At 74.0% G+C, this 12,791-nt stretch carries 13 protein-coding genes and 1 pseudogene; 7 read left to right on the top strand and 7 right to left on the bottom strand.

Going from position 1 to position 12,791, the window contains the following annotated elements:
* The first annotated feature begins 14 nt into the window (after window positions 1-14).
* The 5 genes from BSL84_RS29680 to BSL84_RS29660 all read left to right on the top strand — a co-directional run bounded on the left by BSL84_RS29680 (window position 15) and on the right by BSL84_RS29660 (window position 3,258).
* Complete coding sequence (locus tag BSL84_RS29680; RefSeq protein WP_234363552.1) at window positions 15-842, top strand: MerR family transcriptional regulator; 828 nt, start codon at window positions 15-17, stop codon at window positions 840-842.
* 107 nt (window positions 843-949) lie between these two features.
* Window positions 950-1,579, top strand: coding sequence for a DUF6230 family protein (locus BSL84_RS29675; RefSeq protein ID WP_045321149.1), 630 nt, complete (start codon window positions 950-952; stop codon window positions 1,577-1,579).
* Window positions 1,570-2,172: a DUF6114 domain-containing protein gene (locus tag BSL84_RS37160; RefSeq protein ID WP_234308318.1), complete on the top strand. Its 603-nt coding sequence runs from the start codon at window positions 1,570-1,572 to the stop codon at window positions 2,170-2,172. Before BSL84_RS29675 ends, BSL84_RS37160 begins: the two co-directional genes overlap by 10 nt.
* Window positions 2,169-2,831 carry a hypothetical protein gene (locus tag BSL84_RS29665; protein ID WP_030030656.1) on the top strand — a complete coding sequence of 221 codons (663 nt, stop codon included), beginning with the start codon at window positions 2,169-2,171 and terminating at the stop codon, window positions 2,829-2,831. The genes BSL84_RS37160 and BSL84_RS29665 overlap by 4 nt, the downstream gene beginning before the upstream one ends.
* Window positions 2,832-2,949: 118 nt before the next feature.
* On the top strand, window positions 2,950-3,258 hold the full coding sequence (locus BSL84_RS29660; RefSeq protein ID WP_075971547.1) for a DUF2087 domain-containing protein: 309 nt from the start codon (window positions 2,950-2,952) through the stop codon (window positions 3,256-3,258).
* Here BSL84_RS29660 and BSL84_RS29655 read toward each other — a convergent pair.
* The 3 genes and pseudogenes from BSL84_RS29655 to BSL84_RS29645 form a co-directional block, all read right to left on the bottom strand.
* A pseudogene (locus tag BSL84_RS29655) lies at window positions 3,231-3,994 on the bottom strand (metallophosphoesterase). The gene BSL84_RS29660 and the pseudogene BSL84_RS29655 sit on opposite strands and share 28 nt — an antisense overlap.
* Window positions 3,995-4,080: 86 nt before the next feature.
* Window positions 4,081-5,808, bottom strand: coding sequence for a hypothetical protein (locus BSL84_RS36270; RefSeq protein ID WP_075971546.1), 1,728 nt, complete (start codon window positions 5,806-5,808; stop codon window positions 4,081-4,083).
* 109 nt (window positions 5,809-5,917) lie between these two features.
* Window positions 5,918-6,457, bottom strand: coding sequence for a hypothetical protein (locus BSL84_RS29645; RefSeq protein ID WP_075971545.1), 540 nt, complete (start codon window positions 6,455-6,457; stop codon window positions 5,918-5,920).
* 194 nt (window positions 6,458-6,651) lie between these two features.
* On the opposite strand from BSL84_RS29645, the gene BSL84_RS29640 reads away from it, so the two are divergent.
* The gene (locus BSL84_RS29640) at window positions 6,652-6,852 is read left to right on the top strand and encodes a DUF5988 family protein (RefSeq protein WP_030030651.1); all 201 of its coding nucleotides are present in this window, start codon (window positions 6,652-6,654) and stop codon (window positions 6,850-6,852) included.
* Window positions 6,853-6,891: 39 nt separating this feature from the next.
* On the opposite strand, the gene BSL84_RS29635 is transcribed toward BSL84_RS29640, so the two are convergent.
* From BSL84_RS29635 to BSL84_RS29620, 4 genes are all read right to left on the bottom strand, one after another.
* Window positions 6,892-8,319: a dihydrolipoyl dehydrogenase family protein gene (locus tag BSL84_RS29635; protein WP_045321151.1), complete on the bottom strand. Its 1,428-nt coding sequence runs from the start codon at window positions 8,317-8,319 to the stop codon at window positions 6,892-6,894.
* A gap of 41 nt (window positions 8,320-8,360) precedes the next feature.
* Complete coding sequence (locus tag BSL84_RS29630) at window positions 8,361-8,813, bottom strand: thioredoxin family protein (RefSeq protein WP_045321152.1); 453 nt, start codon at window positions 8,811-8,813, stop codon at window positions 8,361-8,363.
* Window positions 8,814-8,896: 83 nt separating this feature from the next.
* On the bottom strand, window positions 8,897-10,336 hold the full coding sequence (locus BSL84_RS29625; protein ID WP_075971544.1) for an aldehyde dehydrogenase family protein: 1,440 nt from the start codon (window positions 10,334-10,336) through the stop codon (window positions 8,897-8,899).
* 154 nt (window positions 10,337-10,490) lie between these two features.
* The gene (locus BSL84_RS29620; protein ID WP_075971543.1) at window positions 10,491-11,690 is read right to left on the bottom strand and encodes a thiolase family protein; all 1,200 of its coding nucleotides are present in this window, start codon (window positions 11,688-11,690) and stop codon (window positions 10,491-10,493) included.
* Between the two features lie 303 nt (window positions 11,691-11,993).
* On the opposite strand from BSL84_RS29620, the gene BSL84_RS29615 reads away from it, so the two are divergent.
* Window positions 11,994-12,773, top strand: a complete 780-nt coding sequence (locus BSL84_RS29615) for a DUF4190 domain-containing protein (RefSeq protein WP_030028582.1) — start codon at window positions 11,994-11,996, stop codon at window positions 12,771-12,773.
* Window positions 12,774-12,791: the final 18 nt, after the last annotated feature.

The raw sequence follows: 12,791 nt of genomic DNA, 5'->3' as shown, positions 1-12,791 counted from the left end.
CTACACTCTGCCGCGTGGGCAGCCAGGTGGGGGACGCGAGCGGTGACAGGGCGGGCGTGGACGGGGCGAGCCGTGGCGCGGCGGGCGGTGACGGGGCGGGCGTGGGCGGGGCGGGCGTGGGCGGGCGCTACCGCCGGGAGGACGTGGCCCGGGCGGCCGGCGTCAAGGTGCGCAACCTGCGCTACTACCAGGAGCGCGGGCTGCTCCCGCCGCCGCGCCGGGAGGGCCGGATCGCCTGGTACTCCGACGACCACCTGACCCGGCTGCGCCTGATCAGCGACCTGTTGGGGCGCGGCTACACGGTCAACGGCATCGCTGAGCTGCTCAGCGCCTGGGAGGACGGCGGAGGCCTGTCCCAACTGCTGGGCCTGGAGCGGGAGATGACCCGCGACTGGGTGCAGGAGGAGCCGGTGACGCTGACCCGGGCCGCGCTGCGCGAGCTGTTCGGCCCGACGGCCACCGCCGCGGACACCCGGCGGGCGGCGGCGCTCGGCTACGTCACGGTCGACGGCGACCTGGTCACCTATCCGAGCCGGCGGCTGCTGGAGGCCACGCTGGCACTGGTGCGGCAGGGGGTGCCGCTCGCGGAGATCCTGGACGCCGGGGAGTTCGTCCAGGCACAGGCGGCCGCGCTCGCGGACCGGTTCGTCGGACTGTTCCGGCGGCACGTGATCGGCGTCGAGGGGCTGGAGCCGCTTTCGGCCACCCAGCTCCAGCACGTCACGGCGGCGGTGAAGGCCCTGCGGCCGGTGGCCGGCGAGGTCGTGGCCACGGAGTTCGCGCGGGCGATGGCCCGGAGGGTGGATGCGGAGGTCGCCGAACTGCTGCGTACGGAGCAGTAGGAGTCGGCTCAAAAGGTGCACTCGCACAACCTTGCCAACCACCATTGGCACTCTTACATTCAACTCGTCGGTAACAACGGTGCACAGCCGAAATAAGGGACGATCCCATGACCGGTTCCCCCCACTTATCCGACGAGCACAGCGACTCCGGCCGCGTCCGCTGGCGCCGGTTCGCCGTCCTGACCGTACCCGCCGTCGCGGTGACCGCCGGCCTCGGCATCGCCCTCGCCCAGGGCGTTCTGGCCGCCTCGTTCGCCGTGTCGGGACAGCAGTTCAAGGTGTCGGCTAGCAGCCTGGAGGGCGAGGGCTTCGCCCAGTACGGCGGCGTCGACGTCAACGCCCGCGACGAACTCATCCCGGTGGCCGTCACCGCCATCCGGGAAGCCCGGCTCAGCAACCTCTGCCAGTCCGTCGTCACCACGCTCCCGGTGATCGGGGACATCTCCCTCAACCTCACCGCCGGCGGGAAGACCCCGGTGGAGGCCAGCAACCTCTTCGTCGACGCGACCCAGCTCGCCGGTGACGCCGTCTTCAGCAACATCGAGATCGGCCGCGACGCCTCCACACTCGACAAGGGCCCGGCCGACGCGCAGGGCATGCAGGACCTCTTCGCCCAGCAGGCCGACACGGTCCGCATCACCGGTCTCCAACAGACGGCGTGGGCGACGAACGCGGGCACCTTCAAGCTCTCCGGCCTCGGCATGAACGTCAGCAAGGGCAAGAAGGAATGCTTCTGAGCCGCCGTCAGCGGTGGCGCCGGTGGCGGCGCAGCCGGCCCTTCTGGGGCGGGCTGCTCGCGATCCTGGCCGGGGCGTGGATCTGCGTCCTCCCACTGGCACCGTTGAAGATCATGCTCCAGCAGGGCGTGGCGGGGATCCCGTCCGTCCTGATGGGCATCGTGATGGTCGTGCTGGGCCTCACCGCCTGGTTCTCACCGCCCCAGCGCTCGCTCGCGGGGGTCCTCACCACCCTGATCGCCACCGCCGCGCTGGTCCTGTCCAACCTGGGCGGCTTCCTGATCGGCACCCTCCTCGGCATCCTCGGCGGCGGCCTGATGTTCGCCTGGCAGCCGTACGCCGCCCAGCGCGCCGACGGCGGAACCGGACCCCAACCCGGAGCCCAGGCCGAACCCGAGCCCGGACCCCAGCCCGGAGCCGAGCCCGGACCCCAGTTTGGAGCCGAGCCCGGGGCCAAGCCCGGGACCGCACCCGGGGCCGGGCCGGAGCCCGCCCCGCAGCCCGCCCCGGACCCGGTACCGGATCCGGTCGCGCCCCGGGGCGCGCCCTTTCCCCCCACCCCGCACTCCGATCCCCAAGGAGCACAGCCATGAGCCGCACGCGCACCGCGCTCGCCCTCGGGACGGCCGCCGCCGGAGCCATAGCGCTCGCCTCGGTCACCGCCTCCGCCGCTCCCGTACCGGCGGCCGTGCCCGTGGCCGGGTCGACCACCGTGACCCCGGCCGGCCACGCCTTCCAGGCCGTCCTGAGCGGGAAGGCCACCCTCAAGGCCGGTTCGGTGACGGTGACCTGCACCGTCTCGGCCTCCACCGGAACGGTGCCGGCCGCCCCCGACAACAGCAACCCGGCCGGGCCCGTGTCGTCACCGATCTCGCCGCCGACCTACAGCTCCTGCACCTCCAGCATGCCGGGAGTGACCCCGACGGTCACCACCAGCGGTGCGTGGGCGGTGTCCATGCAGGACGGCGCGCCGATCACCGCCACCATGAGCGTGCCGACCGGCGGGCTGGTCCTCAAGACCACCGGACTCGCCTCCTGTACCGTCACCGCGGCGCCGACGGCCCCGGCGAGCGTCGCCGGGACCTGGGTCAACGGCAGCCCGTCGACCCTGACCTTCACCAACGCCTCCGTTCCGGTCAAGGTCACCGGCGGGTTCGGCTGCCCGACCAGTGCCACCGCGTCCGTCTTCAACGCGGTCTACAAGGTCTCCGACGTCACCGACCCGGCCCAGGACATCACCGTCGGCCCCTGAGCCCCGCCGTACGAAGCCCGGCCCGTCCGCCCGGAGTCGTCCGGGCGGCCGGGCCCGGGCCTGTCCCCGGTGGGAAATTGCGTTGCCGGACCCGGTGCGCCCCGGCAGGCTCGCTGCCATGTCGCAGAGCACCGAACCCCCGCAGCAGTCCGCCCCGCGCCCCGCCCGCCGGGACGTCACCGACCTCTTCTCCGGCGGCCGCCTCACCGTGATCCCGCGCAAGGCCGCCCGGCGGGAGCAGCTGCTGGCCCACCTGGCCGAGACCCTGTTCACCGTGGGGCGTACGTACACCGAGACCGAGGTGAACGAGGCCCTGCGCACCGTCCACGACGACTGCCCGGCGCTGCGGCGCTACCTGATCACGTCAGGCCTGCTCACGCGGACCCGCGACGGCCGCAGCTACCGGCGGTCGACGACCACCCTGTAGTGGGTGGTCAGCCGGCCGTCGTCGCCGAGCACATGGAAGGCGACGGCCGGCGGTTCGTCGAGGTGCACGTGCTCGGAGGACCCGGTACGCCCCTCCCACGGCAGCCGGAGCGTGGACACGACGCCGGGCGCCACCAGGAGCGGCCGGCCCGCGAAGGTGGTGGCGGCCGCGGTATGGGCGTGCCCGCACAGGAACGCCGTCAGGTGGGGGTGCCGTTCGACGAGCGCGGCGAGCCGCTCCTCGCCGAACTGGCGGATCTCGTCGACGTACGGGGTGTGCAGCTCGGCCGGCGGGTGGTGGAAGGCGACCAGGACCGGGTCTCCCGCGAGGTGTCGGACAGGACGCCGTCCAGCCAGGCCAGCGTCGGCTCCTCCAGGTGGCCGTGGTCAGCACCGGGGACGGACGAGTCGCACACGGCGAGGACGAAACCGTCGCCGCGCAGCACCTGGTCCACGGGCAGCGCGGACGGGGTCTCCTCCCCCAGTAGTCCCCGGCGGAAGGCGGCGCGCTCGTCGTGGTTGCCGGGGCAGACCACCAGGGGATGGCGCGAGCGCAGCAGTTCGGCGGCCTCCTTGTACTCCGCGTCCTCGCCGTGGTCGGCTATGTCCCCGCTCACGAGCACGGCGTCCAGGTCGTGGGGCAGGCCGTCGAGGTACTCCATGACGGCGCGGGTGCGGTTGGCCGCGCGCCGGCCACCGTCGAGGTGGACGTCGCTGAGGTGGGCGATCACGATCACGTGCGGTGCCTCCTGGGTCTCTGGCCGGGATAGGCGGTCGACACCTTCAACGAGACCGGATCGTCCGGTCGTTCCCGTCGCGGAGCTCAGCCTGCGCGGTTCGGACGGGTGCGGCGTACCAGTACCCACCCCGCCGCCGTGACCACGAGTGCGGCGCCCGCGAAGGAGGCCACGGCCGTTCCGGTGGAGGCGAGCGCGCCGCCGGCGGGGGTGGTGCCCGTACCGCCGGCCGTGGTGCCGGATGCCCTGCCGGCCGAACCGCCGGCCGAACCCCCGGTCGAACCGATTGCCGCACCGGCCCCGCCGACGGTGGCTGCGGATCCGTCGGGACCTGACGAAGCGGCCGGGCCACCGAACCCGCCGGAGCCGTCGGCCCCGTTCGAGGTGCCCGCCGTACCCCCGGTCGTGGTGTCGGCAGCGGTGACGGTGAGCACGGCCGGGTCGGTGCGGCTGACGCCGGCGTCGTTGGTGAACTCCGCCCGGTAGCGGCGGCCGTTGTCGGTGGTCGCGGCCTTGAAGGCGTACGTGGTGGAGGTCGCTCCCGGCACGGCCTGCCAGGTCCGGCCGTCGTCCGTGCTGACCTGCCAGGCGACGGTGGGCGCCGGGGTCCCCTCGGCCTGGGCGGTCAGCGAGACCTCGGCTCCCGCGGCGACGGTCCGGTCCTCGGGACTCCGGGTGACCCGGGGGGACATGGAGCGCTCCAGCCGGGTGATCCGGCCGGCGGCCGGATCCGACACGAAGAGGGTGCCGCCGCCGGGCTGGACGGCGACGACGGCATCGCCCAACTGGGCATGGTTGCCGGGGAGTACGACGGGCTTCGCGGCCTCCTTGAGGTCGCGCGTGCGGTGGACGGTGAGCGCGCCGTCACCGTCGCTGCCCGGCTGGGAGGTGTCCCCGGGGTCCTGCCACACCACGAAGGCCTCGTGCGTGGCCGCGTCGAAGCCGGCCGCGCGGGGCGTGTCCGCCCCGCCGGCGCCCTCGATGACACCGATCCGTCGGCCGGCCGTGTCGTGGACGACGACAGAGGTGTCCAGTCCGACCCACACGGCGCCGGTCTCGGGATCGACCTCGGTGAAGCCTCCGAAGCCGTCGCCCACCGGGAGTTCGAAGCTCGCCGTGACCCGGAAGGCGGTGGCGTCCACGCGGTGCAGGCGGCGGTTGCGGAGGTCGGTGAACCACACCGTGCCGCGCGCCCGGTCGTAGGCGAACCGTTCACCGCCCTCCAGCGTGAGGGAACGCCTGACGGTCGCGGTGGCGATGTCGACCTCCGACAGTACGGATCCCTGCGCCACCAGAGCCGTCGACGGCGTGGGCCCCGGAGCGGCGTCGGTGACGGGCGCGCCCGTCACCCACGCACCGGCCGCGGCGGCGTCCCCGTCCTTGGCGGTTCCGATGCCGCGCAGCGGATAGACGAAGACGACCCCGTCGCCGGGCAGGGGCGCGACGATCTGGCGCACGGCCCGCCGGCCGGGCGTGCCGGTGGGCCCAGGCGCCTGGCTGACGGTGCTGATGACCCTGCCGTCGGCGGGATCCAGCACGTGCAGCCCGCTCTCGTCGGCCGCCGCGGTCTCGGGGAGGTCGTCCGAACCGACGTACAGCTTCTTCGAGTCGGGGTGCAGGAGCAGGTCACGGGCTCGGCCGGCCGTGGTGAACTGCGCGGTTGCCCGGTACACCGCGGTGCTCTGCGGCACGTCACCGCCCTCACCCGCGGCGGCCGAGGCGGGGGTGCCCGCGGCGGCCGAGGCGAGCACGAGCGCGAGCGCCGCGGAGGCGGTTCCCGCGCGGCCGGGGATGAGGGGGTGTCGGGGCGTCATGGGTTCCTCGTCGACGGGCGGGACGGACCGGCTGCGGACGGACGGGGTCCGGGGCGGACCACGCTTCGGCAGAGCGGGCTTCGGCAGAGCGGGCGTGGGACAGCGGCCGTCAGTTGAAGGACACCGGCACGTGGACGTCGTACTTGCGGTTCGAGGAGTTGAAGTGGTCGGCGCGGGTGACGATGGCGCACTCGACGGTCTCGCCGCAGATCTGGCCGCCGCCGAGGTCGGCCTTGACGTGGATGGTGACGCCGAAGGTGCCGCCCGGGCCGAACGCGGAGGTGTTGGCGAGGGTGCCGCCGAAGACGTTGTTGATCCAGTGCGAGGCGCCAGTGGTGCCGGACTGGTCCGAGCCGCCGAGGCAGGGGGTGGGCTTGCTCGCGCCCTGCGCCCCGCTGACCGCGCAGAGGCCCACGTATATGCCCTTGGCGGTGTTGAAACCGCCGCCGGTGACGGTGACGTTCTGCCCGGCCGCTGCGGCGGACGAGGGCGCCGTGACCGTGAGCTCGTAGGTGGTCGAGCCGTCGGTGACCGTACGGGTCGAGGTGGCGGCCGAGGCGGAACCGGCCGCGCCGACGGCGAGCGCGACGGCGGCGGCGGTGGCGACGGCCGCACGGGCGGCGGTTCGGGGCAGGGAGGCAGCACGCATGACGAGAACACCCTTCTTGAGATCGGGAGTCGCCGGCACCGAGCCGAAGCGACCGAAGTGAGGTAAGGCTAACCTAATTTCGATCAAGCGGGTACGGCTGATTCACGCCAGGTGACGGTTCGTCCGAAGAGGCCGCGGGCACGCACGGCGTCCTTCGTGATGCGCGCGGAAGCGCCTATGGGAACACTGGGGGCATGGCGAAGAAGGCAGCCCTTGAGGGCGGCCCGGACGATCTGCAGGACCGGATCGTCGAGGCCGCCCCTCCCGGAGAAGACCTGAAAATCGCGCACCGCGGCGGCTACGAGCACTTCAGGAGCACGCCGCGGACCCAGGACGGGCCCGAGGGACCGCTCACGGTGTACGAGTGGTGGGAACGCACCGAGATCGCCGAATGAGGCCTGCCGCGGCGGCCGGGGCGCTCCGCGCTCCCCGCCTCAGCCGCGGTAGGCCTCCAGCAGGCGCAACCAGATCTCGCTGACGGTCGGGAAGGCCGGAACCGCGTGCCACAGGCGTGCGATCGGGACCTCCGCGGCGACGGCGATCGTGGCCGCGTGCACCAGCTCGGCGGCGCCGGGCCCCACGAAGGTCGCCCCCAGCAGGACCTCGCGGTCGAGGTCGACGATCATCCGGGCCCGACCCCGGTAGCCCTCGGCGTACAGCCCCGCGCCGGAGACCTTGGACAGGTCGTAGTCGACGGCGCGGACCCGGTGGCCCGCCTGTTCGGCCTCGGCCAGGCTGAGGCCCACCGCCGCGGCCTCCGGGTCGGTGAAGACAGCCTGGGGCAGCGCGCGGGTGTCGGCGGTCGCCGCGTGGGCGCCCCAGGCGGCGGTGTCCAGCGGGGTGCCCGCCGCGCGGGCCGCGATGGCGGCGCCCGCGATGCGGGCCTGGTACTTGCCCTGGTGCGTCAGCAGGGCGCGGTGGTTGACGTCCCCGACGGCGTACAGCCAGTCGAAGCCGGGCACCTGGCAGGTCTCGTCGACCCCGATCCAGCCGCCCGGTGCCAGGCCGACGGTGTCCAGCCCGATGTCCTCGGTCCGCGGTGCCCGGCCCGTCGCCATCAGCAGTTCGTCGCCCTCGACGACCTCGCCGCCCTCCAGCACCACGCCGACGGGCCCGGTCGGGCCGTCCCGGACGACCGACGCGACGGCCACGCCCGTACGGATCACCGCGCCCGCCTCGCGCAGGGCGTCGGCGACGAGCTCCCCCGCGAAGGGCTCCATCCTCGGCAGCAGCCGGGAGCCGCGTACCAGGAGGGTCACCTGCGATCCCAGCGCCTGCCAGGCGGTCGCCATCTCACAGGCCACCACGGAACCGCCCACGACGATCAGCCGGCCGGGGGCCTCCCGCGCGGAGGTGGCCTCGCGGCTGGTCCACGGGCGGGCGCCTGCGATACCGGGGAGGTCGGGGACCACGGCCCGGGTCCCGGTGGCGACGACCACCGCGTGCCGGGCCGACAGCACCCGGTGCTCGCCCTCGGGGCTGGTGACGGACACCTTGCGAACGCCGAAGAGGCGGCCGTGGCCGCGGTGGACGTCGGCGCCGACGGAGTCGAGCCAGTCGATCTGGCCCTGGTCCTTCCAGTCGCCGACCCAGTAGTCGCGGTGCGCGTACACCGCCCCGGCGTCCAGGGGGCCCTCGACGGCTGCCGCCAGGCCCGGCACCCGGCGGGCGTCGGCCCGTGCCAGTACCGGGCGCAGCAGCGCCTTGCTGGGGATGCATGCCCAGTACGAGCACTCCCCGCCGACCAGTTCGCTCTCCACGAGGGCCGTGCTCAGCCCGGCCGCACGGGTCCGGTCGACGATGTTCTCGCCGGCCGGTCCTCCGCCGAGCACCACGACGTCGTACTCCACGACTTCATTCATGCGGCCCAGTCTCACCGCCGGCCGGCGGTCGCGTCACGTACTCAGGCGTCCGGCGTGCCGGACCCCTGGCCGCCGGTCCCCTGGCTACCGGAGTCCTGGCCGCCGGGCCCCTGACTGCCCGGGCCCTGCGCGCCGGGCTGGGAGGCGGCGATCTTGGCGCGTACCTCGTCCATGTCGAGGGCGCGGGCCTGCCCGATGAGGTCGGTCAGGGCCGCCTCCGGCAGGGCGCCCGGCTGCGCGAAGATGGCCACCTGGTCGCGGACGATCATCAGGGTCGGGATCGAGGTGATCTGGAAGGCGCCGGCCAGCTCCTGCTGGGCCTCGGTGTCGACCTTCGCGAAGACCAGGTCGGGGTGGGCTTCCGAGGCCTTCTCGTAGACGGGTGCGAACTGCAGGCACGGTCGGCACCAGCCCGCCCAGAAGTCGATCAGGACGAACGGGTTCTCGCTGACCGTCCGGTCGAAGTTTTCCTTGGTGAGCTCGACTGTAGCCACGGTGTCCAGACCTCCTGATAGAGCCGTCTGCTCCTTGAACGAACGACCTGTCCCGGACATTCCGCCACGTCGCCGCCGCGTTCTCAGAACGGGTGGCCGGCGGGTGCGGTGCGCGCCGTGGTCCAGCGCAGTTCGGTGAAGGCGTCCAGGTTCGCCTCGCCGCCGAAGCGGGCGCCCGTCCCGGAGGCGCCGACCCCGCCGAAGGGTGCGACGGCCTCGTCATTGACCGTCTGGTCGTTGACGTGCGCGATCCCGGTCGGGATCCGCTCCGCGAGGTCGAGTCCGCGGCCCGCGTCGCGGGTGACGATCCCGAGGGACAGGCCGTACGGTCCCGCCGAGGCCAGTTCCACCGCCTCGTCCTCCGTCGCGAAGGACCGTACGGGTGCGACCGGGCCGAAGACCTCCTCGGCGTAGGCGGGGGTGTCGTCGGCGACGCCCGCCAGCACGGTCGGCCGGTAGAAGAGGTCCCGGTGCGTGCCGCCGGCGACGAGCTTGGCGCCCGCCGCGGTGCTGGCCTCCACCAGCGCGTGTACGCGCTCCAGCTGGGCGCGGTCGATCAGCGGGCCCAGGTGGACCTGCTCGCGGTACGGGTCGCCCACGGCCAGTTCCTCGGCTCGCGCGGCGAGCCGTTCGACGTACTCGTCGTAGAGCGAGGCGTGCACGAGGTGGCGGCCTGCCGTCATGCAGATCTGGCCCTGGTGGAAGAAGGAGCCCCAGGAGGCCTGGGCGACGGCGGCCCCCACGTCGGCGTCGCGGAGCACGACGAGGGCCGAGTTGCCGCCCAACTCCAGGTGGGCGCGCTTGAGGTGACGTCCCGCCAGTTCACCGACGGTACGGCCGGTGGCGGTGGATCCGGTGAAGGAGACCACCCGCACCCGCGGGTCGGCGACCACCGCCTCGCCCGTGGCGGCGCCGCCGGGCAGGACGTGCAGCAGCCCGTCGGGCAGCCCCGCGGCGGCGAGGACCGCCGCGAGCGCGAGTCCGCCGCAGACGGCGGTGCGCGGGTCGGGTTTGAGCAGCACCGCGTTGCCGAGCGCCAGAGCCGGTGCGACCGAGCGGATCGCCAGGATCAGCGGGGCGTTGAAGGGGGCCACGACGCCGACCACGCCGGCCGGCACCCGGCGGGTGAAGGACAGCCGCGGCGCCTCGCTCGGCAGCACGTGCCCGGTCGGGCGCGAGGCCAGCGCCGCCGCCTCGTAGCACTCCTGCGCGGCGACGTGCAGCTCGAAGGCCGCCTTGCCGGGTATCGACCCGGACTCGCGCACCAGCCACCGGCTCAGCTCGTCGGCGTGGGCGGTGAAGAGGTCTCCGGCTCGGCGCATCACCGCGGCCCGCTCGGGGTGGGTGGTGCGGGACCAGTCGCGCTGTGCCGCCCGGGCGCGCACGGCGGCCTCCGCGATGTCGGCGGGCGCTGCGAGATCGAGGGTGGCGAGGGTGCGGCCGGTCGCGGGTTCGACGACCGGGGCCGCGCCGCCGGTGAGTGTGGGTCCGTCCTGCCAGAGCATCGGGTCGAGGAGCGGCATGGCGCGGTGCCTCCGGAGGGGGATGGGCGGGATGCCGGGCGAGGGGGCGGCAGCACGCGCCATCGTGCCAGACCGGAGGCGCCACTTCTGTTCAGTTATCGGGCAGTTGACGACGGATGCTGACCGGAAAGGATCGACGCCCTGGGGTGGGGGATCAGCGCTCCAGGACGAGGGCGATGCCCTGCCCGACGCCGATGCACAGTGCCGCCATGCCGGTGCCGGAGCCCGCCGCGGCCAGCTGGTGTGCGACCGCGCCGGCCAGCCGGGCACCGGATGCCCCGAGCGGGTGGCCGATGGCGATGGCGCCGCCGCGCGGGTTGACGACGGCCGGGTCCAGCTCCGGCCAGGCCGCCAGGCAGCCCAGGGCCTGCGCCGCGAACGCCTCGTTGAGTTCGAGGACGGAGAGGTCGCCGAGGCCGCGCCCGGCCTTGCCGAGGGCGCGCTGCACGGCGTCCACCGGGCCGAGGCCGAAGAGCTGGGGCTCGATCCCGGTGGCGGCGCAGGCGCTGATCCGGGCGAGCGGTTCGCGGCCGGTGGCGGCCAGGCCCGCCTCGTCGGTCAGCAGCAGCGCGGCCGCGCCGTCGTTCAGCGGGGAGGCGTTGCCCGCCGTGACCGTGCCCCGGCCGTCCGTGCGGAAGGCGGGCTTGAGCCTGGCCAGCGCCTCGGGCGTGGAGCCGTCGCGGATGCACTCGTCCCGCGCCAGGTCCACGCCCTCGTAGGGCACGGTCTCCCCGTCGTACAGGCCGGCGGCCCAGGCGGCCGCGGCCTTGCGGTGGCTCTCCAGCGCGAAGGCGTCCTGCGCCTCGCGGGTGATGGCGTACTTGTCGGCGATCAGCTCGGCGCCCTCGCCGAGGGAGCCGGTCCACTCGGCGGGCATCCGCGGGTTCGTCATCCGCCAGCCCAGCGTGGTGGACCACATCTGCTGGTGCCCGGCGGGGTAGGCCCGTTCGGGCTTCTGCACCACCCAGGGGGCGCGGCTCATCGACTCGACGCCGCCGGCGATGGCCACGGAGGCGTCGCCGAGCGCGATGGCGCGGGCCGCCTGGATCACGGCCTCCAGGCCGGATCCGCAGAGCCGGTTGACGGTGACGCCGGGGACGGTCACCGGCAGTCCGGCCAGCAGTACCGCCATGCGGGCCACGTCGCGGTTGTCCTCGCCCGCGCCGTTGGCGTCGCCGAAGACGACGTCGTCGACACGGGCCGGGTCGAGGTCGGGCGTACGGTCCACCAGCGCGCGCACGACGTGCGCGGCCAGGTCGTCCGGCCGGACCCCGGCGAGGGCGCCGCCGAACTTGCCGATCGGGGTGCGGACGGCGTCGACGACGTAGACGTCGCGGACGGTGCGGATGCTCATGGGGTCTCTCCTGGGCGGATCCGTACGGGCGCGGGCGCACCGGTGCCGGCAGGGGCACCGGGGCACGCCACCGGGCACGCCCGGTGGGGCGCGCCCGCAGTGTCCGTCCGCAGGTCACCGCCTGTCAACGGCCCCCTTCGGGAGCCGCGCCGACGGACGGGCCGCGCACCGCGGGGATACCGGCGCCCGGGGTGTCCGAGCCCCGTGCGACCATCAAGCCTGCCTGCACGGGGCGGGGGGCCGTCGTCGCCGCCGCTCCGGCGTCGGCGGCCTCCGATCCTCCGAGCAAGGAGCTCCACGCGCATGTCCATACCGCCCGGCCCCCCGCCGTACCCCGAGCAGTACCCGCAGCCGGGACCGTACGGCCCGCCGGGACAGCCCGCGCCGTTCGGCGGGCCGCAGGGCTGGTATCCGCCGGCCCCGCAGAAGAACAACGCGCTGGCCATCGTCGCGTTCGTCATGTCGCTCGTGTGCGCGATCCCGCTGGTCCCGCTGATCCTCGGCATCGTGGCCCTCTCCCAGATCCGCCGGCGGGGAGAGAAGGGCAAGGGCCTCGCCGTCGCGGCGATCGTCATCCACGGCGCGACCATCGCCTTCTACGGCATTCTCCTGATCCTCGGGCTCTCCGGAGCGCTGGACGACGCCGGCTCTCCGAAGCGCGACACCGGCGGCCAGGTCACCGGCTCGGGATCCAGCAAGGTGAGCGACATCCGCAAGGGGGACTGCTTCAGCACGGGCGGCGACCTGGCGGACTACCAGGACGAGGACGGCGGCCAGGCCTCGTTCTCGGTGCGCGTGCTGCCCTGTGACCAGCCGCACGAGGGCGAGGCGTACGCCGTCTTCGATCTGGAGGGCGGTGCGTACCCGGGCACGGAGAAGGTCACCTCGCTCGCCGAGGAGAAGTGCTCCGGCACGCTGCTGACCGACTACGTGGGCAAGGACCCGCAGCTCTCGGAGAAGCTGGAGGTCTACTACTACTTCCCGCAGGCCGCCACCTGGGCCCTCGGTGACCGCGAGGTCACCTGCTTCCTGGGCGACACCAGCGGTGCCAGTACCGGTTCGGTCCGCGCCACCGGTTCCTGAACGGCCGGTTCCTGAACC

The organism is Streptomyces sp. TN58, assembly GCF_001941845.1.
Classification (GTDB): domain Bacteria; phylum Actinomycetota; class Actinomycetes; order Streptomycetales; family Streptomycetaceae; genus Streptomyces.
The sequence above is the reverse complement of the archived record's forward strand: the minus strand, read 5'-3'. Positions and strand labels throughout refer to the sequence as shown.